Origin of the sequence: Leptothrix sp. (in: b-proteobacteria) (genome assembly GCF_965250675.1) — a bacterium.
Lineage (GTDB): Bacteria > Pseudomonadota > Gammaproteobacteria > Burkholderiales > Burkholderiaceae_C > Sphaerotilus.
On record NZ_CBDFPH010000006.1, the window covers coordinates 105,962 to 125,944 of the forward strand.

The 19,983-nt window shown below is 68.6% G+C and carries 17 protein-coding genes; 10 read left to right on the forward strand and 7 right to left on the reverse strand.

Annotated features, from left to right (window positions below; all coding sequences use genetic code 11):
• Nucleotides 1–20 precede the first annotated feature (20 nt).
• On the forward strand, nt 21–779 hold the full coding sequence (locus AC5IG3_RS08005) for an amino acid ABC transporter ATP-binding protein (RefSeq protein WP_491905768.1): 759 nt from the start codon (nt 21–23) through the stop codon (nt 777–779).
• Between the two features lie 33 nt (nt 780–812).
• On the opposite strand, the gene AC5IG3_RS08010 is transcribed toward AC5IG3_RS08005, so the two are convergent.
• Genes AC5IG3_RS08010 through AC5IG3_RS08025 form a run of 4 tightly spaced genes read right to left on the reverse strand, consistent with a single transcriptional unit; the run spans nt 813 to nt 5,552 of the window.
• The gene (locus AC5IG3_RS08010) at nt 813–2,060 is read right to left on the reverse strand and encodes a M20/M25/M40 family metallo-hydrolase (RefSeq protein WP_491905769.1); all 1,248 of its coding nucleotides are present in this window, start codon (nt 2,058–2,060) and stop codon (nt 813–815) included.
• 23 nt (nt 2,061–2,083) lie between these two features.
• On the reverse strand, nt 2,084–3,847 hold the full coding sequence (gene uraD / locus AC5IG3_RS08015) for a 2-oxo-4-hydroxy-4-carboxy-5-ureidoimidazoline decarboxylase (RefSeq protein WP_491905770.1): 1,764 nt from the start codon (nt 3,845–3,847) through the stop codon (nt 2,084–2,086).
• Nucleotides 3,848–3,849: 2 nt separating this feature from the next.
• Nucleotides 3,850–4,788, reverse strand: coding sequence for an allantoinase PuuE (gene puuE, locus AC5IG3_RS08020; RefSeq protein WP_491905771.1), 939 nt, complete (start codon nt 4,786–4,788; stop codon nt 3,850–3,852).
• On the reverse strand, nt 4,785–5,552 hold the full coding sequence (locus tag AC5IG3_RS08025) for a GntR family transcriptional regulator (protein ID WP_491905772.1): 768 nt from the start codon (nt 5,550–5,552) through the stop codon (nt 4,785–4,787). The genes puuE and AC5IG3_RS08025 overlap by 4 nt, the downstream gene beginning before the upstream one ends.
• A gap of 49 nt (nt 5,553–5,601) precedes the next feature.
• On the opposite strand from AC5IG3_RS08025, the gene uraH reads away from it, so the two are divergent.
• The 7 genes from uraH to AC5IG3_RS08060 all read left to right on the forward strand — a co-directional run bounded on the left by uraH (nt 5,602) and on the right by AC5IG3_RS08060 (nt 13,906).
• Nucleotides 5,602–5,958 carry a hydroxyisourate hydrolase gene (gene uraH / locus AC5IG3_RS08030; protein ID WP_491905773.1) on the forward strand — a complete coding sequence of 119 codons (357 nt, stop codon included), beginning with the start codon at nt 5,602–5,604 and terminating at the stop codon, nt 5,956–5,958.
• 309 nt (nt 5,959–6,267) lie between these two features.
• Nucleotides 6,268–7,482, forward strand: coding sequence for a urate hydroxylase PuuD (locus tag AC5IG3_RS08035; protein WP_491905774.1), 1,215 nt, complete (start codon nt 6,268–6,270; stop codon nt 7,480–7,482).
• Nucleotides 7,483–7,594: 112 nt separating this feature from the next.
• A complete protein-coding gene (locus AC5IG3_RS08040; RefSeq protein ID WP_491905775.1) occupies nt 7,595–8,443 on the forward strand; it encodes a hypothetical protein in 849 nt (282 codons plus the stop codon).
• A gap of 98 nt (nt 8,444–8,541) precedes the next feature.
• On the forward strand, nt 8,542–9,543 hold the full coding sequence (locus AC5IG3_RS08045) for an ABC transporter substrate-binding protein (protein ID WP_491905904.1): 1,002 nt from the start codon (nt 8,542–8,544) through the stop codon (nt 9,541–9,543).
• 10 nt (nt 9,544–9,553) lie between these two features.
• Nucleotides 9,554–10,387, forward strand: coding sequence for an ABC transporter ATP-binding protein (locus AC5IG3_RS08050; RefSeq protein WP_491905776.1), 834 nt, complete (start codon nt 9,554–9,556; stop codon nt 10,385–10,387).
• A complete protein-coding gene (locus AC5IG3_RS08055; RefSeq protein WP_491905777.1) occupies nt 10,384–11,151 on the forward strand; it encodes an ABC transporter permease in 768 nt (255 codons plus the stop codon). The genes AC5IG3_RS08050 and AC5IG3_RS08055 overlap by 4 nt, the downstream gene beginning before the upstream one ends.
• A gap of 142 nt (nt 11,152–11,293) precedes the next feature.
• Nucleotides 11,294–13,906 carry a GspE/PulE family protein gene (locus AC5IG3_RS08060; protein ID WP_491905778.1) on the forward strand — a complete coding sequence of 871 codons (2,613 nt, stop codon included), beginning with the start codon at nt 11,294–11,296 and terminating at the stop codon, nt 13,904–13,906.
• A 17-nt stretch (nt 13,907–13,923) separates the two neighbouring features.
• On the opposite strand, the gene mutL is transcribed toward AC5IG3_RS08060, so the two are convergent.
• Entirely contained in the window at nt 13,924–15,819 is a 1,896-nt protein-coding gene (mutL, locus tag AC5IG3_RS08065) for a DNA mismatch repair endonuclease MutL (RefSeq protein ID WP_491905779.1), read from the reverse strand.
• Nucleotides 15,820–15,901: 82 nt separating this feature from the next.
• Between mutL and AC5IG3_RS08070 the strand changes: the two genes are divergently transcribed.
• Together AC5IG3_RS08070 and AC5IG3_RS08075 are read left to right on the forward strand one after the other, a co-directional pair.
• Nucleotides 15,902–16,567, forward strand: coding sequence for a DedA family protein (locus AC5IG3_RS08070; protein ID WP_491905780.1), 666 nt, complete (start codon nt 15,902–15,904; stop codon nt 16,565–16,567).
• A gap of 57 nt (nt 16,568–16,624) precedes the next feature.
• Entirely contained in the window at nt 16,625–17,887 is a 1,263-nt protein-coding gene (locus AC5IG3_RS08075; protein ID WP_491905905.1) for a glycerate kinase type-2 family protein, read from the forward strand.
• Between the two features lie 19 nt (nt 17,888–17,906).
• Here AC5IG3_RS08075 and AC5IG3_RS08080 read toward each other — a convergent pair whose 3' ends face one another.
• The gene (locus tag AC5IG3_RS08080; RefSeq protein ID WP_491905781.1) at nt 17,907–19,415 is read right to left on the reverse strand and encodes an N-acetylmuramoyl-L-alanine amidase; all 1,509 of its coding nucleotides are present in this window, start codon (nt 19,413–19,415) and stop codon (nt 17,907–17,909) included.
• On the reverse strand, nt 19,412–19,921 hold the full coding sequence (tsaE, locus tag AC5IG3_RS08085) for a tRNA (adenosine(37)-N6)-threonylcarbamoyltransferase complex ATPase subunit type 1 TsaE (protein WP_491905782.1): 510 nt from the start codon (nt 19,919–19,921) through the stop codon (nt 19,412–19,414). Before tsaE ends, AC5IG3_RS08080 begins: the two co-directional genes overlap by 4 nt.
• Nucleotides 19,922–19,983: the final 62 nt, after the last annotated feature.

Consider the following 19,983-nt stretch of genomic DNA (forward strand, 5'->3'; position numbering starts at 1 on the left):
AATTTCCGCTGAACCCCTGCATGAACAACGACTCCATCCTCCGCTTTGAGCGCGTCAACAAGTGGTACGGCGATGCGTTCCATGTGCTGCGCGACATTGATCTGGACGTGGCGCGCGGCGAGCGCATCGTCATCTGCGGGCCGTCCGGTTCGGGCAAATCGACGCTGATCCGCTGCATCAACGCGCTGGAGGGCTACCAGGAAGGCCGCATCGTGGTCGACGGCATCGAGCTGGGTGTCGAAGGGCGCGAGAACAGCCGCGCCGTGCAGCAGGTGCGCCGCCAGGTCGGCATGGTGTTCCAGCAGTTCAACCTGTTTCCGCACCTCACAGTGCTGGAGAACCTGACGCTCGGGCCGCTGAACGTCGAGCGCATCGCCAAACCGGAAGCCGAGGCCCGCGCGCTGGCACAACTGGAACGTGTGCACATCGCCGAGCAGGCGCACAAATACCCGCTGCAACTCTCGGGCGGTCAGCAGCAGCGCGTGGCGATTGCGCGTGCGCTGTGCCTGCGACCGCACGTGCTGCTGTTCGACGAGCCGACCTCGGCGCTCGACCCCGAAATGATCCGCGAGGTGCTCGATGTCATGACCGAGCTGGCTAGTCAAGGCATCACCATGGTCTGTGTCACGCACGAGATGGGCTTTGCCCGTCAGGTGGCCGACCGGGTGGTGTTCATGGACCAGGGCCAGATCGTCGAGCAGGCCGCGCCCGAGGCCTTCTTCAACGCGCCGCAGCACGAGCGCACGCGCAGCTTCCTGGCGCAGCTGCTCGCGCATTGAATGCGCGGGGGTTGACGGTGTGCGGTGGCAGGCTCATGCCTTGAGCAGGTCGTAGAGCGTGCGCGCCACCACCTGCGTGGCGCGCTGCAGGTCGGCCAGCGCGACGTGTTCATCGGCGCGCTTGGCGTTGCTCTCCAGCACGGTGCGCGGGCCGGCGCCGTAGATCACCGCCGCGACGCCGTACTCGCCATAGAGCCGCACGTCGGTGTATAGCGGCGTGCCGGACGTCGGGATCGGCTCGCCGAAAATTTCTTTGCCATGGCGCTGGATCGCGTCCACCAGCGGCTGGTTGGCGGTCTGCGGCTGCAGCGACTTGGCCAGCAGCAGGCGCCGGATGTCGACGTGGATGCCGGGGCAGCCAGCCAGCGTGTCGGTGATGAGTGCGCGCACTTCAGCCTCGACTGCCGCTGCATCCTCCTCAGGGATCATGCGGCGATCCAGCTTCAGCACCACCTTGCCCGGCACCACATTGGTGTTGCTGCCGCCTTCGATGCGGCCCACGTTCAGGTAGGGATGCGTGATGCCTTCGACTGCTGACAGGCGCGTCTTCAGCACCTCGTTGTGGGCGTAGAGCGCGGTCAGCAGCTTCGTCGTGGCCTGCAGCGCGTCGACGCCGGTGTGCGGGTAGGCTGCGTGCGAGGCCAGGCCGTGCACCGTGACTTCCAGCTGCAGGCAGCCGTTGTGCGCGGTCACCACCTGGTAGCTGAAGCCGGCAGCGATCAGGTAGTCGGGCTGGGTCAGGCCGTGTTTCAGCAACCAGCCGGGGCCGAGTTCGCCGCCGAATTCTTCGTCGTAGGTGAAGTGCAGTTCCAGCGCGCCCCTGAGCGGCAGGGCGAGCTGATCCTTCACAGCCTCCAGCGCCCGCAGCGCAAAGATGAAGGTCGTGAAATCGCTCTTGCTGACCGCGCTGGCGCGGCCGTAGAGCTGGCCGTCGACCACCTCGCCGCCGTACGGGTCGTGCGTCCAGCCTTCGCCGGGCGGCACCACGTCGCCATGGGCGTTGAGCGCCAGCGTCGGGCCGCCGGGCGCATACGCGCGGCGCACGATCAGGTTGGTGATCGATTCCAGGCCGTAGTCGTGCACTTCCTGCGCCGGCACCGGGTGCTTTTCAGCGGTCAGGCCGAAGTCGGCCAGGATCTGCGCGGTGCGCTCGGCATGCGGCGCGTTGTTGCCGGGCGGCGTGTCGGTCGGCACCTGCACCAGCGCCTGCAGGGTGCGGACCTGTTCGTCGAAATGGCTTGCGATCCAGGCGTCGAGTTGGGCGTAAGGGGTCACGGTCATTCCTTGAGCTTGTGGGCGTCGATTCAGGCGAGCTGTTGCAGCAGATGGCTGAAGGCCTCCACCGCCAGCTGCATGTCGTCGCAGGTGCTCGATTCGAGCGGGTTATGGCTGATGCCGGCGTTCTCGCCGCGCACGAACAGCATCGCCTGCGGCATGACTTCGTGCAGCTTCATCGCGTCATGACCGGCGCCGCTGGGCAGGCGATGGATGGGCAAACCTGAGGCTTGCACAGCCGCTTCCCAGCGCTGCTGCAAGGCGTCGTTGCTGGGCGCGGCGCTGGCGCGCATCGTTTCGTCCAGCGTGTAGCTCACACCGCGACGCTTGCAGATGGCGGCCAGTTCGGCGCGCACATCGGCTTCCAGCGCATCGCGCGCCGCATCGGTGGTGGCGCGCAGATCGAGGCTGAAGCGGCAGCGACCAGGCACGACGTTGATCGAGCCGTTGGGCACTTCCAGCATGCCGACGGTGCCGACCACATCAGGCACCGCTGCCGCGCGGCGCTCCACGTACAGCGCCAGTTCGGCCACGGCGAGCGCAGCATCGCGGCGGCGGTCCATCGGCGTGGTACCCGCGTGGCTGGCCATGCCGATGACCTCGCCTAAAAAGCGCACGCTGCCGTTGATCGACGTGACCACGCCCAGTGGCAGGTCCAGCTCGTTGAGCACCGGGCCTTGCTCGATGTGCACCTCGACAAAGCCCTGGTAGCGCGCCGGGTCGCGCTTCAGCGCGGCGATGTCGTCGACGCACAGGCCGGCGTGCTGCATGGCCTGGCGCATCGTGATGCCATCGGCATCGGTCTGCTCCAGCCACGCCGGGTCGAACTGCCCGACCAGCGCACCCGAGCCCAGGAAAGTCGCCTTGTAGCGCTGGCCTTCTTCCTCGGCAAAGCCCACCACCTCAATGCCAAACGGCAGGCGCCGCCCGGCGCGGTGCAACTCGCGCACGCAGGCCATCGGCACCAGGATGCCGAGCCGGCCGTCGTACTTGCCGCCATTGCGTACGGTGTCGTAGTGGCTGCCAGTGAGCAGGCGTGGCGCGCCCGGGTTGTTGCCTTCGTAGACACCGACGACGTTGCCGACGGCGTCGATCTCCACGCGGTCGAAGCCGCAGTCCTCGCGCATCCAATGGCTCAGTCGCTGAGCGCAGGCGCGGTGGGCGTCGGTCAGGTAGGTGACGGTGAGATGACCTTGTTCGGCATGAGCGGCATCACTGTATTCGGCCAACTGCTCGGCCCAGTCCCAGACCTGCTGGCCCAGCGTGGGCGTGACGCCGAACTTGTCGTTGAGGCGGATCTCGGCGATGCGGTGGATGTTGCGCAGGCACTCGGCGCGCTCGTAGTCCACCGGGTGAGCCAGGCGGCGCTCGAAGGTGCGGATGATCTGCTGCCGGTTCAGCCCCACACCGCGCGGGCCGCGCACCGCCAGGATGAAGGGAAAGCCGAACTTGGCGTTGTAGGCCGCGTTGAGCTGCTGGATGTGGGCGAACTCTTCTGGCGTGCAGTCGGTCAGGCCGGCCTTGCCTTGCTCGTTGGTCGATTCAGCGGTGAGCGTCTGGCTGACCATCGCCTTGCCAGCCAACTCGGGGTGGGCGCGGATCAGCGCGAGTTGCGCGTCGGTGCCAGCCTCGCGCAGCACCTCGACCATCGCGTGCTTGAGCGCGGACAGGCTGGCAAAGGGCCGGCGCGGCCAGGCTCGTTCGGCGATCCAGGGGGAGTGTTCGTAGGTGCCGTCCAGCGCCGCAGTGAAGGCGGCCTGGTTCAGTGCGTTGAGCGTGTCGAGCGTCAGCATGGTCATTCCCAGACGAAGGCGGTTTTGGCATCGAAGGGGTGCGTCGCGCGCCAGTGCCGCGCGATGTCGATGCGGCGGCAGATCCAGACCTTGTCGTGTGCCTGCACATGGTCCAGAAAGCGTTGCAGCGCCTTCATGCGTCCGGGCCGGCCGAGCAGGCGGCAGTGCATGCCGATCGACATCATTGATGGCCGCTCCAGACCTTCGGCGTACTGCACGTCAAAGGCATCGCGCAGGTATTCGAAGAACTCGTCGCCATGGCTGTAGCCCTGCGGCAGCGCAAAGCGCATGTCGTTGCAGTCGAGCGTGTAGGGCACGACCAGGTGCGGCGCCAGGTCGCCATTGCTCTTCTTCACCTGCAGCCAGAAGGGCAGGTCGTCGCCGTAGTAGTCGCTGTCGTACTCGAAGCCGCCGTGGTCGGCGACCAGGCGGCGGGTGTGGGGGCTGTCGCGGCCGGTGTACCAGCCGGTGGGCGTGTGGCCGGTCAGGTCGCGGATGATCTGCAGGCCGGTGCGCAGGTGTTCAGCTTCGACCTCGGGCGGCGTGTTCTGGTAGGAGATCCAGCGCCAGCCGTGGCAGGCGATCTCGTGGCCGAGTTCACCGAAGGCGGCCGTCAACTCGGGATGCCGCTGCAGCGCCATGCTGACGCCGAAGACGGTGAGCGGCAGACCGCGCCGCTCGAACTCCCGCAGCAGGCGCCACACGCCGACGCGGCTGCCGTATTCGTAGATGCCCTCCATGCTCAGGTGCCGATCCGGGAAAGCCGGCGGGCTGAACATCTCGGACAGGAACTGCTCGCTGCCGGCGTCGCCATGCAGCACGCTGTTCTCGCCGCCTTCCTCGTAATTGAGGACGAACTGCACGGCGATGCGCGCGCCGTTCGGCCATTGCGCTTGCGGCGGGTTGCGGCCGTAGCCGATCAGGTCGCGGGGGTAGGTCATGGCTTGCGCGTGCTCCGGGTTCTGGGTTGGGGCGATGAGGCGGGGGCTTTCAGCTCGGTGGGCAGCAACACGCTCGCCAGATCCGGCATGCGCGGGTGCAGGCGCAGATTGCGCTCGACATTGCCCAGGTGCGCGGCCATCAGGCCCACGGCGGCGGGCGCGTCGCGCTGCTCCAGCGCGTCGACGATCTGGCGGTGCTCGTCCTGCGAGTGTTCAGCCGAATGGGCGCTCTGGTACATCAGCGCGATCAGCGAACTGCGGTGCAGCAAGTCGGCCAGCAGTTGCGCCAGCACCTCGTTGCCCAGCATGCGCGCCAGCAGCACGTGGAAGTCGGCCAGCAGCCGGGTGCGGCCCGAGACATCGGTGCGCGCCACCGCCGCCACTTCGGCCTTCAGGTGCTGGCGCAGCTGCGCGATCTGCACGGGCGTGATGACGGCGCAGAGCTGCTCGACCATCGCCGACTCCAGCATGCTGCGTACCGCGAAGACCTGCTGCGCCTCGTCGACGCTGGGCTGGGCGACGAAGGCGCCGCGCGCCGGCTCCAGCGTCACCAGGTGGTCGCGGCTCAGCTGGTTGAGCGCCTGGCGCACGAGGGTGCGCGAGACCTGGAAGACGTCGGCGATCTTCTGCTCGGCCAGTTTGGTGCCAGGCATCAGGCGGCGCTCGACGATGGCGGTGGTGATGGCCAGCGCGATGCGCTGCGTGCTGCTCTCCGGGGTGCTCGGCGGTTTGTGCGGCGGATGACTCTCAGGCGCTGATTTCATGGAATAAGTGTATACACTTTGATTTTCAAATCAAGCCAGAAAGACAGCGATGGGACACCTCAGCACCCACGTGCTCGACACCATGAACGGCTGCCCGGCCGCCGGCATGAAGGTCACGCTGCAGCGCCTGGGCGGCGCGCAGGTCGAGACGCTCAAGACCCTCACGCTCAACCATGACGGCCGCACCGATGGCGGCCCGCTGCTGGATGCGGCAGCGATGGTCGCCGGCCGCTATCGGCTGCTGTTCGACGTGGCGCCGTACTTCGCCAGCCGAGGCGTGGTCTTGCCGGAGCCGGCGTTCCTCGATACCGTGCCGATCGATTTCGGCATCGCCGACGCCGCCGGCCACTATCACGTGCCGCTGCTGGTCAGCCCCTGGGCCTACTCGACCTACCGTGGTTCCTGACCGGCTGCGTCGCTTTGCCTGCCTGCCTGACACCAGGCATGACGGTTGCTTAGTGACTGCCGTCTGACTTGTTGTCGAGGCCGGTGCATCCCTGATGCACCAGACTTGGGTGCCATGCCCCGATTCGGGAAAAACCGGATCATCGGCGTGCACCAAACTGCATACAGTTCATTCACGTCGCCGCGGAGCCCGCGTGCCGGTTCATCGCCTGCATCCGGTCGCGACGTTCACTCCTCACAGAGCCCGCTGTGGTGAGGGGAAACCCAGCCGGATTCTGTCGGTGGGGTTTCCCTTGGCTTGGAGGATGTGATGGAAGTGTTTCTGCCCTATGCCCTGGACTGGGCCAACCTGCTGCTGCGCTGGGCGCACGTGGTGGTCGCGATCGCCTGGATCGGCTCGTCGTTCTACTTCGTCTTTCTGGACAACAGCCTGACGCCGCCTGTCGATCCGGCGCTGCAGGCCAAGGGGGTCAACGGCGAGCTGTGGGCCGTACACGGCGGCGGCTTCTACCACCCGCAGAAGTACATGGTCGCGCCGCGCGCGCTGCCCGAGAACCTGCACTGGTTCTACTGGGAGAGCTACAGCACCTGGCTGACCGGTTTTGCGCTGTTCACGGTGCTCTACCTCTTCAACGCCGGCACCTTCCTGATCGACAAGAGCGTGTTCGACTGGTCGCCTGCGGCGGCCATCGGCGCGGCGCTGGGCTTTCTGGCGGCGTTCTGGATCGTCTACGACGCCATCTGCCGCAGCTTCGGCCAGAAGAAGAACGGCGACCTGATCGTGGCGTGTGGCGTGACGGTCTTCGTGGTGTTTGCCGCGTGGCTGGCGTGCCAGCTGTTCGCTGGGCGCGCGGCCTTTCTGCTGGTGGGCGCAATGCTCGCCACCACCATGAGCGGCAACGTGTTCTTCTGGATCATTCCCGGCCAGAAGACCGTGATCGCGCAGATGAAGGCAGGTCAGCCGGTCGAGGCCATTCACGGCCAGCGCGCCAAGCAGCGCAGCGTGCACAACACCTACTTCACGCTGCCGGTGTTGATCGCGATGCTGTCCAACCACTACGGCTGGCTCTATCAGGGGGCAAACAACTGGGCCGTGCTGGTGCTGCTGATGCTGGCCGGCGCGCTGATCCGCCACAGCTTCGTCGCCCGCCACAAGGCGCTGGTGCAGGGCCGTCGCGTGCCGTGGGAGACAGCGGTGGTCGGCACGCTGCTGCTGCTGGGTCTGGCGATCTGGCTGGCGCCGGTACCGCCCTCCGCGCAAGAGAAGGCCGGCATGGCTCAATCTGTGAGCCTGTCCCAGGTGCAGGCCGTCATCGACCAGCGTTGCGTGATGTGCCACAACGCGCAGCTGCAGAACAAGGGCATTGCGCTGCACACGCCGGCGCTGATCGGCCAGCACGCGCAGGCCGTCTACCAGCAGGCCGTGGTGCTCAAGCTCATGCCGATGAACAACGCCACCGGCATCACCGAGGCCGAGCGCGCGCTGATCAAGCGCTGGTTCGAGGCCGGTGCAGCACTGAATTGAAGGCATTCTGAAGAACTTTGCAGGATTGCATACAGGGTGGCATACGGTTTGCAATAACCCGTTCGGTTCCTACCCTCGTTTCGTGACTTCACCTTTTCAGGACAAGCCCTTCATGACTTCCACCGCATTTCGACTCACCGCCACGGCGGCCGTTTTCCTGACCGCGTTCAGCGCCGGCGGCGCGTCTGCTGCTGACTTCAGCGACACCTTTATCGGCTACCGCCACGGCACTACCTTCCGCGAGCCGAACAACCCCAACAACATCGAAAAGAACATCCTCCAGCTCACGCACGTCAGCGGCTACAAGTACGGCAGCAACTACTTCAACGTCGACACGCTGATCTCCGACAAGGCGGATCGTGCGCACAACTCCACGGCCGGTGCACAGGAAATCTACGTGCTCTACCGCACCCAGGTGTCGCTGGGCAAGACCACCGGCCTGCCGACCGCCTTCGGTCCGTTGCGGGACGTCGCGCTGACGGCCGGCGTGGACCTCAATAGCAAGGACACCACCTTCGCGCCGCGCAAGCGCGCTGCCGTGTTCGGCCCGACCCTCAAGTTCAACGTGCCCGGCTTCCTGGACGTGAGCCTGCTGTACTACCGCGAGAGCAATCACCGCGGCATTCCCGGCACGATCCGCTCGGACATCCGCTTCGACGACACCACCATGCTCAGCGCCAGCTGGGGCATTCCGTTCCAGCCCGCCGGCCTGCCGATGAAGTTCCAGGGCTTCATCAACTACACCGCCGAGAAGGGCCTCGACTACCAGAACGTCAAGACCGCGCCCGAGACGCTGATGCGCACCTCGGTGATGCTTGACGTCGGCCAACTCGCCTTCGACAAGAAGAACACGCTGTGGGCGGGCATCGGCTACGAGTACTGGAAAAACAAGTTCGGCAACCAGCCGGGCACGGGCACCAAGGTCAACGCGGCCCAGGCACAGCTCGAATACCACTTCTGAGTCAAGAACGCTCCATCACCCCCACCCCCACCTCCAAGGACTGTCCGATGCCTACCTGCCTGACCACCCGCCGCGCCGCGCTTGCCCTGTCTGCCGTCATGGCGGCCACCCTGAGTCTGGGCGCCGTGCTGCCTGCCCAGGCGCAGGAAACTGCGCTCAAGTTCCAGCTCGACTGGCGCTTCGAAGGCCCGGCGGCGTTGTTCGTGACGCCAGCGGCCAAGGGCTACTTCAAGGCCGAGAAGCTCAACGTCAGCATCGACGCCGGCAACGGCTCGGGCGGCACGGTCACGCGGGTGGCTTCGGGCAGCTACGACATGGGTCTGGCGGATCTGGCGGCGCTGATGGAGTTCCACGCCAACAACCCCACCGCGCCCAACAAGCCGGTGGCGGTGATGATGGTCTACAACAACACGCCGGCGGCGGTGCTGGCGCTCAAGAAGTCGGGCATCAAGACCCCGGCTGATCTGGCCGGCAAGAAGCTCGGCGCGCCGGTGTTCGATGCCGGCCGCAAGGCCTGGCCGATCTTCGCCAAGGCGAACGGCATCGGCAACGTCGCCTGGACCGCCATGGACCCGCCGCTGCGCGAAACCATGCTGGTGCGCGGCGACGTGGACGCCATCACCGGCTTCTCGTTCACCTCGCTGCTCAACCTGGAAGCGCGCGGCATCAAGGCCGAAGACGTGGTGGTGATGCCGTTCCCGCAGTTCGGCGTCAAGCTCTACGGCAACGCCATCATCGTGGGCGAGGACTTCCTCAAGAAGAACCCCGAGGCCGTGAAAGCCTTTCTGCGCGCCTTCACCAAGGGCGTGAAAGACGTCATCGCCGACCCGAAGAGCGCCATCGCCAACGTCAAGGAGCGTGACGGCATCATCAACGCCGACCTGGAACTGCGTCGCCTGAACCTGGCGCTGGACGCCAGCGTGCTGACGCCTGACGCCCGCGCCGAAGGCTTTGGCGAGGTCAAGGGCCCGCGCCTGTCGCTGATGGCCAGCCAGGTGTCGGACGCCTTCGCGACCAAGGAGCGCGTCAACGCTGCGGCGGTCTGGAACGGCAGCTACCTGCCCGGCGCTGCCGAGCGCGCCATCTTCCCCAAGAAGTGAGGGTCGCGACATGAGTTCATTCGTCGATTTCGACAAGGTCTGGCTCGCCTACAACGACGAGCTGGAAGCTCAGGGCCAGTACGCGGTCGAGGACATCAACCTGAAGGTCAACGAGGGCGAGTTCATCGCCATCGTCGGCCCGTCGGGCTGCGGCAAGTCGACCTTCATGAAGCTGGCCACCGGCCTGAAGCGGCCCAGCAAGGGCACGGTCATCATCGGCGGCCAGGAGGTCAAGGGCCCGCTCAAGATCACCGGCATGGCCTTCCAGGCGTCGAGCCTGCTGCCGTGGCGTACCACGCTGGAGAACGTGCTGCTGCCGCTGGAGATCGTCGAGCCGTATCGCTCCAGCTTCAAGCAGAAGAAGGCCGAATACCAGGAGAAGGCGCGCAAGCTGCTGCAGAGCGTCGGCCTGGGTGGCTACGAGGACAAGTTCCCGTGGCAACTGTCGGGTGGCATGCAGCAGCGCGCCAGCATCTGCCGCGCGCTGATCCACGAGCCCAAGATGCTGCTGCTGGACGAGCCTTTCGGTGCGCTAGACGCCTTCACGCGCGAGGAGTTGTGGTGCACCTTGCGCGACCTGCAGGCGGCGCAGAAGTTCAACGTCATCCTCGTCACGCACGACCTGCGCGAGAGCGTCTTCCTGGCCGATACGGTCTACGTGATGAGCCGCAGCCCGGGCCGCTTCGTGGTGCGGCGCGAGATCGACCTGCCGCGTCCGCGCGATCTGGAAGTGACCTACACGCCCGCGTTCACGCAGATCGTGCATGAACTGCGCGGCCACATCGGCGCCATGCGCCAACCCGCCACCGCACCCGGCGGCAAGCCCGTGGAGATTGCGCAATGAAGAACAAGAGCCTGGAGAGGGCCTCGCCCTGGATCTTGCTGGTGTTCACGCTGCTGGTCTGGCAGCTGCTGTGCACGGGGCTGAACGTGTCGGAGTTCATCTTCCCCAGCCCGGCCGCCATTGCGCGCTCGCTGGTCGAGCATGGCAGCACGATTGCCGGCCACGCCTGGCGCACCTTCTGGGTCACGATGGCCGGCTTCGGCCTGGCCATCGTGGTGGGCGTGCTGCTGGGCTTCCTGATCGGCAGTTCGCGCATCGCCTACACCGCCGTCTACCCGCTGATGACGGCCTTCAACGCGCTGCCCAAGGCGGCCTTCGTACCCATCCTGGTGGTGTGGTTCGGCATTGGCGCGGGGCCGGCGATCCTGACGGCTTTCCTGATCAGCTTCTTCCCGATCATGGTCAACATCGCCACCGGCCTGGCCACGCTGGAGCCTGAGCTGGAAGACGTGCTGCGCGTGCTGGGGGCGCGGCGCTGGGACGTGCTGATGAAGGTCGGCCTGCCGCGCTCGCTGCCGTACTTCTACGGCTCGCTGAAGGTGGCGATCACGCTGGCCTTCGTGGGCACCACGGTCAGTGAGATGACGGCGGCCAACGAGGGCATCGGCTACCTGCTGATCAGCGCCGGCAGTTCGATGCAGATGGGCCTGGCGTTTGCCGGCCTGGTGGTGGTGGGTGCGATGGCGATGGTGATGTATGAGCTGTTCTCGGTGGTCGAGCAGCGCACCACGGGCTGGGCGCACCGGGGCTCGAACAACCACTGATCCAAGCATTGATCGGCGGCGGGTTTCCGCACAGCTGGTGCATTTTGGGTGCGCTTTTTCGGGTTTAAGGTTTGGGCGGGCGGCCTAGGATCAGAGGGCCGCATCTCCCGGATCGGCCACCCGTCTGCGCCCAGGATGCACCATGCCCGAGTTGAAGTTTTCCCCGATTCCGTCGCCTTCGCTGCCGCCTGCCGAGCCAGTGCCTGAGCCGGTGTCTGCGCCCGTCGTCCAGCTGACCTGGCAGCCGCTGTCGCCCGCCAAGGGCGTGGCGGCTTTTGCGTGGCCGACACCGCCGCTGGCCGCCTATCCGCTGCCCACGCCGCTGCGCGAGCCGGAGCCGTGCGCGGTCGAGCGCAGCAGTGGTGAGCTGCTGTCGGGCCTGCTGCTCAGCCTGGACCCGGTGCAGGGTCTGGTGCGGGTGCAGGTGCCGCCCGAGCGCCGGCCTGTGCTGCTGCGCGTCAGCCAGATTCGCCGCCTCACGCTGCAGCGCCCGCTGGCGCCACTGACGGCCGCGCTGGTGGCCGATGCCCAGGGCGACGCCGCCTCGCAACTGCTGGCGCATTACCCGAGCCAGCCTTACGCCGTGCAACTGATCGGCGGCGCCAGCCTGGACGGCCGCACGATTGCGCCGGTCGAGACTGAAGCCGGCGTGTTTCTGTTCGAGCCGCACGACGCGCCGGGCTCGGTGCGGCGCTCTTTCGTGCCGCGCGCCATGATCGAGCGGCTGGACCTGGGCGAGCGCCTGGGCGTGCTGCTGATGGAAGGCGCGGCCACCGCCGAACAGATCGAGCAAGGCCTGCAACTCCAGCAGCAGCAGCGCCAGCAGAAGCTGGGCGAGCGCCTGCTGGCGCGCCAGGTCGTCACGCCGGCGCAGCTGTTTGCCGCGCTGGACCGGCAGGCGCGCATGCCGCGCATGCGGCTGGGCGAGGCGCTGGTGGCGCTGGGTTTTCTCAATGAAGAACAGCTGCAGGACGCGCTGCACGAGCAGACCGGCGAGCGCCAGCAGCCGCTGGGCGAGGTGTTGCAGCAAAGCGGCCTGGTGTCGGCCGAGCAGGTGCGCATCGCGCTGGCGCGCAAGCTCGGTTTTCCAGTGGTGGACGTGACGAATTTTCCGATCGAGCCCGCCGCGCTGCGCGCCCTGCCGCTCGACGAGGCCCGCCGCCTGCACGTGCTGCCGCTGATGCGCGGCGGCGAGCGCCTGGTGCTCGCCCTGGCCGACCCCAGCCAGCAGGACACCCTGACGGCGGTGCAGGCGCTGGCGCAGTGCCCGGTGGCGCCCGCGCTGGTGGGCAGCGGTGATCTGGCCGCCGCCATCGAGCGGGCCTATGCGCAGCTCGATGCGGCGCCGGAAGCAGCGCCGGAAGCAGAGCTGGAAGCGGAATCCGCTCAGGACAATCCTTCGCGCGCGCTCTTTCCCGCGCCGCTGCCCCTCGCTGCGAATCCTCCCGCCCATCCGCCCACGGCCAACCCCACCAGCAACGTGTCTCCGATGCAGCCTGCCGCCCGCACCGACAGCCCCGTGCTGCAGGCGCTGACCCGGCTGGTGCTGGACGCGATCGAGCGGGGCGCCTCCGCCGTCCACATCGAAGCCGCCAGCGCCGACGCGCCGCTGCAGCTGCGCCTGCGCCTCAATGGCCGGCTGGAGCCGCACGGCCAACTGCCGGCGGCCTACCGCGGCCCGCTGCTGGCGCGCATCAAGGCGCTGTCCGACCTGGAGGCCAGCGACACCCGCCGGCCGCAGGAGGGCCGGCTGGCATTCGGGCGGCTGCTGCCGCAGCACCGCATCGACCTGCGTGTGCAGACCCTGCCGACCCACGGCGGGCTCGAAGACGTGGTGCTGGCGCTGCCGATGCGGCTCAAGCCGCTGGCGCTGGAGAAGATCGGCCTGGCCGCGCCCGAACTGGCCACCTACAAGAACCTGCTGCAGCGGCCCGCCGGCCTGCTGCTGTGCGTGGGGCCGGCGCGCTCGGGCCGCACCACCACGCTGCATGCGGCGCTGGCGCGGCTGAACCAGCCCGAGCGCCGGCTCTGGACGCTGGAAGACCGCATCGAATTGACCCAGCCCGGCCTGCGCCAGATGGAGGTCAACCGCCGCCTCGGCCAGAACCCCGAACAGGCCCTGCGCAGCCTGTTGCATACGGATGCCGACGTCATCATGGTGGGCGACATCGCCGACGCGGCCACCGCCCGCCTGGCGCTCGAAGCCGCGCTGCAGGGCCGGCTGGTGCTGGCCGGCATGGCCGCGCGCAACGCCGGTGATGCCGTGATGCGCCTGCTCGACCAGGGCCTGCCGGCGTGGGATCTGGCGGACGCGCTGATCGGCGTGCATTCCCAGCGCATGCTGCGCCGCCTGTGCAGCGGCTGCCGCATGAGCCGCTCGGCCAAGGACACCGAGGTCGACGAATGGCTTGACGGCTATCTGCACGGCGCCGTGCTGGTCGACGCCGACCCCGAACGCACCGCGCTGCGCGCCCGCTGGATCGAGCAATACGGCCGCGACGGCCGCCTGCGCCGCTACCACGGCTCCGGCTGCGAACGCTGCCACCACACCGGCCTGCGCAGCCGCATGGCGGTGCACGAACTCATGCCCATGAGCCGCGAACTGCGCCGCCTGATCCGTGCCAGCGCACCTGCCTGGCACCTGCAGCGCCAGGCCATGAAAGATGGCATGCGCACGCTGCGCCAGGACGCGGTCGAAAAGATGGTCGCCGGCCTGACCAGCCTCGATGAGGTGCGGACGCTGCTGGATATTTGAGGGGACGGTAGGCTTTCCTACCGTCCCCGCAAGAACAACCCATCCAGCTCACGCAGCGTGACCTGACGCCACGTCGGGCGGCCGTGGTTGCACAGGTCGGCGCGGTCGGTGGTTTCCATGTCGCGCAGCAGGGCGTTCATTTCTTCGATCGTCAGGCGCCGGTTGGCGCGCACGGCGCCGTGGCAGGCCATGGTGGCCAGGATCTCGTCGTGGGCACGGTGGACCAGCGCGCTGGCGTCGGTTTCGCCCAGCTCGGCCAGCACGGCCCGGGCCAGCGCGACCGGGTCGGCGTTGCGCAGCGCGGCGGGTTGGGCGCGCACGGCCAGTACGCCGGGCGAGAGTGGCGCCACGTCCAGCCCCAACTCGGCCAGCGCCGCAGTCTGCGCTTCGGCGGTGGCGATCTCGTTGGGCGTGGCGGCAAAGGTGGCGGGAATCAGCAGCGGCTGGCTCGCCAGGCCGGGGGCTGCCTCGCCATCGGCTGCCGCTTCGGCCCGGCGCTGCGCCATGGCCTGCTTGAGCCGTTCGTAGACGATGCGCTCGTGCGCGGCGTGCATGTCCACGATCACCAGTCCGTGCCGGTTCTCGGCCAGCACATAGGCGCCGCCGAGCTGCGCCAGCGCGCGGCCGAGCGGCCAGTCGTCTCCGGGCGATGGGGCGGGCGCGTAGTCGTGACGCGGCTCGGCGGCCTGTAGCGGCGTTGATGCCGCGCCGAACCCCGGTGCTGCCGGCAGTGGCCGATCAAACAGCTGGCTGGCCTGCTGCAGTGCGAGCCGGCCTTGCGTGGGCGTCAGGCCGGGTTCGGGGCGCCAGGGCAGGGCGGTGCCGGGTGCGGCGCTGGATGCGTCGACGGCTTCCTGCTGCGCCAGCGCCTGCTCGCCCGCGCGGCCCGGTTCGGGTGCAGCGCTGCGCGACAGGGCGAGCGCGGCTTCGACCGCACGGCGGGCAGCCTGATGCACCTCGCGGCCATCACGGAAACGCACCTCGATCTTGGTCGGGTGCACGTTGACGTCGACCCGCTCGGGCGCAATCGCCAGGAACAGCACATAGCTGGGCTGGCGCTGGCCGTGCAGCACGTCTTCGTAGGCCGAGCGCACGCCATGGCCGATCAGGCGGTCACGCACGTAGCGGCCGTTGACGTAGGTGTATTGCAGGTCGGCGCGCGCGCGGGCCACTTCGGGCAGGCCGACGCGGCCGAACAGCCGCAGCGGGCCGACCTGGGCGTTGACGGCGCGGCTGTCGCGCAGGAAGTCTTCGCCGAGCACGTCGCGCAGGCGCTGTTCGGGCTCGGCCGCGCGCCACTGCCCGACCAGCCGGCCTTCGTGCCAGACCGCAAAGCCCACGTCCGGCCGCACCAGCGCGTGGCGGCGCACCGCTTCCAGGCAGTGGCCCAGCTCGGTGGCGTCGCTCTTGAGGAACTTGCGCCGCGCCGGCGTGCTGAAGAACAGCTCGCGCACCTCCAGCGTCGTGCCGACGGCACGGGCCGCCGCGCCCAGTTCGCCGGTGCGGGCGTCGAGGCGGCTGGCCTGCGCGCTGTCGGCGGTGCGGCTGGTGACGCTGACCTCGGCCACCGAGGCAATCGCCGCCAGCGCCTCGCCGCGAAAGCCCATGGTCTCGACCTGCTCCAGGTCGCTCAACGAGCCGATCTTGCTGGTGGCGTGGCGCTTTAAGGCCAGCGGCAACTGGTCGGCGGGAATGCCGCAGCCGTCGTCCTCGACAAGAATGGCGCGCACGCCCCCGGCCGACAGCCGCACCGTGATCTGGTGTGCGCCGGCGTCGAGCGCGTTGTCGACCAGCTCACGCACCACCGAGGCCGGGCGCTCGACCACCTCGCCTGCGGCGATCTGGCTCACCAGTTCATCGGGCAGCTCAAGAATGGCGCGGCGGCGGGGGGCATCAACAACATCCGGATTCATGCCAAGGATTGTAGGAATCGCCCCGTGGCGTGCGGGGCAGGTGTCGCTGCGCTGTCGCGGGCCGCGCCGATAATCCTGCGCCATGGACTTTCTCATGACCCTGATCGACTTCATCCTCCACGTGGACCGCCACCTGGTGGAGTTTGTGACCCAGTACGGTGCGTGGATCTATCCGCTGCTGTTCGCCATCATCTTCGTCGAGACCGGCGTGGTGGTGATGCCCTTCCTGCCCGGCGACTCACTGCTGTTCGTGGTTGGCACGCTCTGCGGCCTGGGCCTGATGGATCTGCCGCTGACGATCGCGCTGCTGCTGACGGCCGCCGTGCTGGGCGACCAGCTCAACTACACCATCGGCCGTAAGCTGGGGCCCAAGGTCTTCGGCTGGGAGCAGTCGCGCTGGTTCAACAAGCGGGCGTTCAACGAGGCCCACGCCTTCTATGAACGCTGGGGCGGGCCGACCATCATCGTGGCGCGCTTCATGCCCTTCATCCGGACCTTTGCGCCCTTCGTCGCGGGCGTGGCCGAGATGACCCGTTTCCGCTTCATCATCTTCAACGTGACCGGCGCGCTGCTGTGGGTGGTGGGCCTCACGCTGGCGGGTTACTTCTTCGGCGAGGTGCCTTGGGTCCAGGCCAATCTGAAGAACATCATCTGGGCCATGATCATTATCCCGGGCGTGCTGGCCATCTTCGGTGCCTGGCGGGCGCGGCGCAATTCGGCCGCGATCGAGGCGGCCAGCCGGCCCTGACACTGTCACCAGGTGCAGAACGTGTCCCTGCCTGAACACTGCCCCCTGCTGCGCGCCATGTTCGACACGGCCATCGCCGCCGCGCAGCCGGCGCTGTGCCTGGCGCCGCATCTGCCGCGCCGGGAGGATCTGCCCAAAGGCCGCACGATCATCATCGGCGCGGGCAAGGCCTCGGCCGCCATGGCGCAGGCGCTGGAAGCGCACTGGCCCGGCCCGCTGGAGCGGCTCGAAGGCCTGGTGGTGACCCGCTACGGCTACGACGTGCCGTGCCAGCGCATCGAGATCGTGCAGGCCGCGCACCCGGTGCCCGACGCGGCCGGGCTGCACGCGGCCGAGCGCATCCGCACCCTCGTGAGCGGCCTGACGGCAGACGACCTGGTGATTGCGCTGATCTCCGGCGGCGGCTCGTCGCTGCTGGTCGCGCCGGCCGAGGGGCTGACGCTGGCCGACAAGCAGGCCGTCAATGCCGCACTGCTCAAGAGCGGCGCCAGCATCTCGGAGATGAACTGCGTGCGCCGGCACCTGTCGGCGCTCAAGGGTGGCCGGCTCGGTGCGCTGTGCCATCCGGCGCGACTGCTGACGCTGCTGATCTCCGATGTGCCGGGCGATGACCCCATCGACATCGCCTCCGGCCCGACCGTGGCCGACCCGACCACCTGCGCTGACGCGCTGGCCATCGTCGACCGCTACCGCATCGACCTGCCGCCCGCCGTGCGCGAACTGTTGACCAGCGGCGCGGGCGAAACCGTCAAGCCGGGCGACGTGCGGCTGTCGGGCAGCGACACCCGCCTGATCACCGCGCCGCAAATGGCACTTGAAGCCGCTGCGCAGGTGGCGCGCCAAGCGGGCTACACGCCCTACATCCTGGGCGACAGCCTCGAAGGCGAGGCGCGTGACGTGGCCAAGGTCCACGCCGGCATTGCCCGCCAGGTGGTCATGCACGGCCAGCCGTTTGCGCCGCCCTGCGTGCTGCTCTCGGGCGGCGAGACCACCGTGACGATCAAAGGCGACGGGCGTGGTGGGCGCAACGTCGAGTTCCTGCTGGCGCTGGCGGTGGCGCTCGACGGCCTGCCCGGCGTGAGCGCCATGGCCGGCGACACCGATGGCGTGGACGGCATCGAGGAAATCGCCGGCGCCTGCATCGGCCCCGACACGCTGGCCCGCGCGTGGGCGCTGGGCATCAACCCGCGCGCCAGCCTGGACCGCAACGACGGCCACGGCTTCTTCCAGGCGCTGGGCGATTCGGTCATCACCGGGCCGACGCTGACGAACGTGAACGACTTCCGCGCCATCGTCATCGACAGCCCACCCCAGCTCTGACGCCTGCCTTGACTGCGGTTCAGCTCGCCACCCGGCTGCGTGCCAGCGGCGGGTTGCGGGCGAAGTAGCGCACGATGCCGGTGTAGAGCGCCTGCACCAGCCGGGCCTGATAGGCCTCGTCGCGCAGCTTGGCTTCTTCGTCGGGGTTGGAGATGAAGGCGGTCTCGACCAGGATGGACGGCACGTCGGGCGCCTTCAGCACCGCGAAGCCGGCCTGCTCGACACTGGTCTTGTGCAGCCGCCCGACGCGGCCGATGTGGCCCAGCAGCTCGCGGCCCAGGCGCAGGCTGTCCTTGATTTGCGCGGTGGTGCTCATGTCGAGCAGGGCGCGCAGCACGGTCTTGTCCTCGGCCTTGATGGCGATGCCGCCAATGGCGTCGGACAGGTTCTCGCGCTTGGCCATCCAGCGCGCGGCGGCGCTGGTGGCGCCCGAGTCCGACAGCGCGAACACCGATGCGCCGCGCGCCTCGGGCGTGAAGAAAGCGTCGGCGTGCACCGAGATCAGCAGGTCGGCCTGCACCCGGCGCGCCTTGCGCACGCGCTCGTGCAGCGGCACGAAGAAATCGGCGTCGCGCGTCAGCACGGCGCGCATGCCGGGGCGCTCGTTGAGGCGCTCGGCCAGCTGACGGCTGATCTGCAGCACCACGTCTTTCTCACGCAGGCCGCTGGGGCCGATGGCGCCGGGGTCTTCGCCGCCGTGGCCGGGATCGATCACCACGATGATCAGCCGGTCCACGCCCGGGCGGCCCAGGTCCGCACGGGTCTGCGGTGCGCCTTGGGCGGCCGATGGTGGGCGCGGGCCAGGCGTGAGCGCGGGGCCGGCCTGCACGCCGGGGGCGGCAGCGATGGAAGGGGAGGGCGTGGGCGTGGGCCTGCTGGCCGAGGGCAGGGGGGGTGTGACGGGCGCCGGCAGCGTGGGTGCCGGCAGGCGGTGGCCCGCGCTGTCCATGCGGCCGATGAATTCGCCCAGCGCGTCTTCCACCGCCGAGGCGGCGCGGCCTGCGGCGCCGGTGTCGCCAGCGGTGGCCTCGTCGGCGACCGGGCTGGCGCGCAGGGCTTTTTCGCGCTCGCGCACCAGCGCCAGCAGCGGGTCGGGGTCGGCGCTGGGGCGCAGGTCGAACACCAGCCGGTGCTGGTAGGGCGCAATCGGCACCAGCGCGAACACCTGCGGCGTGCTGGGCTGCTTGAGGTCGAACACCATGCGCACCCGGCGCGGCTGGGTCTGGCCTAGGCGCACGCCGGCAATGTGCGGGTCGTCGCTGCCGACCTTGGCGACCAGATCGCGCAGCTGCGGGCCGAGTTCGAGTCCGTCGATGTCGATCACCAGCCGGGGCGGCTCATCGACGGTGAAGTGTGTGGCGGTGAGCGCCTGATCGGCTTCGAGCGTGACGCGGGTGTAGTCGGCGGCCGGCCAGACGCGCACGGCCACCAGGCTGGCGCCCCAGGCCAGGTCGGCGCCCGCCAGTGTCAGGCACCAGACGCCGGCCTGCTTGAGCCAGGCGCGGCGGGCAGCGGGTTGGGCTTTCATGGTGCCAAGGTTAGCGCGCCGGGCTGCGCGGCCTGTAACAGCCGGGCGCCCCGCGGCGTGCGGGCCTGCAGCACGACGCGGCGGCTGGCGTCCAGCGCCGGCTCCAGCTGCACGTCCAGGTCGGGCGTGGGCATCAGGCCGGCGGCGCGCTCGGGCCACTCGACCAGCTTGAGGCCCGGGCTGGCGAACAGCTCGCGGAACCCGGCGTCTTCCCACTCGCGTGGGTCGCCGAAGCGATAGAAGTCGAAGTGCCACACGTTCGTGAGCGCGCCAGTGGCGTCGGTCAGCTCGTAGGGCTCGACGATGGCGTAGCTCGGGCTCTTGATGCGGCCTTCCACGCCCAGCGCGCGCAGCAGGTGGCGCACGAAGGTGGTCTTGCCGGCGCCCAGCGGGCCGTGCAGGGCCAGGCAGGCCAGGCGTGTTTCCGGCTGGCGCGCCAGGGCCTGGGCCGTGGCGGCGCAGGCGGCCTCGTCGGGCCAGTTCAGGGTCTGGGTTTCTAGAATCACGTGATGACAACTCCTGCCGATGCGCCCCACGCCCACCCCGACGAGTTGCAGGCGCTGATCCC

Excerpts from the sequence above, each read along its gene's own strand:
- AC5IG3_RS08005 (WP_491905768.1), top strand. The coding sequence starts at position 21 with ATGAACAACGACTCCATCCTCCGCTTTGAGCGCGTCAACAAGTGGTAC.
- AC5IG3_RS08010 (WP_491905769.1), bottom strand. The coding sequence starts at position 2,060 with ATGACCGTGACCCCTTACGCCCAACTCGACGCCTGGATCGCAAGCCAT.
- uraD (WP_491905770.1), bottom strand. The coding sequence starts at position 3,847 with ATGCTGACGCTCGACACGCTCAACGCACTGAACCAGGCCGCCTTCACT.
- puuE (WP_491905771.1), bottom strand. The coding sequence starts at position 4,788 with ATGACCTACCCCCGCGACCTGATCGGCTACGGCCGCAACCCGCCGCAA.
- AC5IG3_RS08025 (WP_491905772.1), bottom strand. The coding sequence starts at position 5,552 with ATGAAATCAGCGCCTGAGAGTCATCCGCCGCACAAACCGCCGAGCACC.
- uraH (WP_491905773.1), top strand. The coding sequence starts at position 5,602 with ATGGGACACCTCAGCACCCACGTGCTCGACACCATGAACGGCTGCCCG.
- AC5IG3_RS08035 (WP_491905774.1), top strand. The coding sequence starts at position 6,268 with ATGGAAGTGTTTCTGCCCTATGCCCTGGACTGGGCCAACCTGCTGCTG.
- AC5IG3_RS08040 (WP_491905775.1), top strand. The coding sequence starts at position 7,595 with ATGACTTCCACCGCATTTCGACTCACCGCCACGGCGGCCGTTTTCCTG.
- AC5IG3_RS08045 (WP_491905904.1), top strand. The coding sequence starts at position 8,542 with ATGGCGGCCACCCTGAGTCTGGGCGCCGTGCTGCCTGCCCAGGCGCAG.
- AC5IG3_RS08050 (WP_491905776.1), top strand. The coding sequence starts at position 9,554 with ATGAGTTCATTCGTCGATTTCGACAAGGTCTGGCTCGCCTACAACGAC.
- AC5IG3_RS08055 (WP_491905777.1), top strand. The coding sequence starts at position 10,384 with ATGAAGAACAAGAGCCTGGAGAGGGCCTCGCCCTGGATCTTGCTGGTG.
- AC5IG3_RS08060 (WP_491905778.1), top strand. The coding sequence starts at position 11,294 with ATGCCCGAGTTGAAGTTTTCCCCGATTCCGTCGCCTTCGCTGCCGCCT.
- mutL (WP_491905779.1), bottom strand. The coding sequence starts at position 15,819 with ATGAATCCGGATGTTGTTGATGCCCCCCGCCGCCGCGCCATTCTTGAG.
- AC5IG3_RS08070 (WP_491905780.1), top strand. The coding sequence starts at position 15,902 with ATGGACTTTCTCATGACCCTGATCGACTTCATCCTCCACGTGGACCGC.
- AC5IG3_RS08075 (WP_491905905.1), top strand. The coding sequence starts at position 16,625 with ATGTTCGACACGGCCATCGCCGCCGCGCAGCCGGCGCTGTGCCTGGCG.
- AC5IG3_RS08080 (WP_491905781.1), bottom strand. The coding sequence starts at position 19,415 with ATGAAAGCCCAACCCGCTGCCCGCCGCGCCTGGCTCAAGCAGGCCGGC.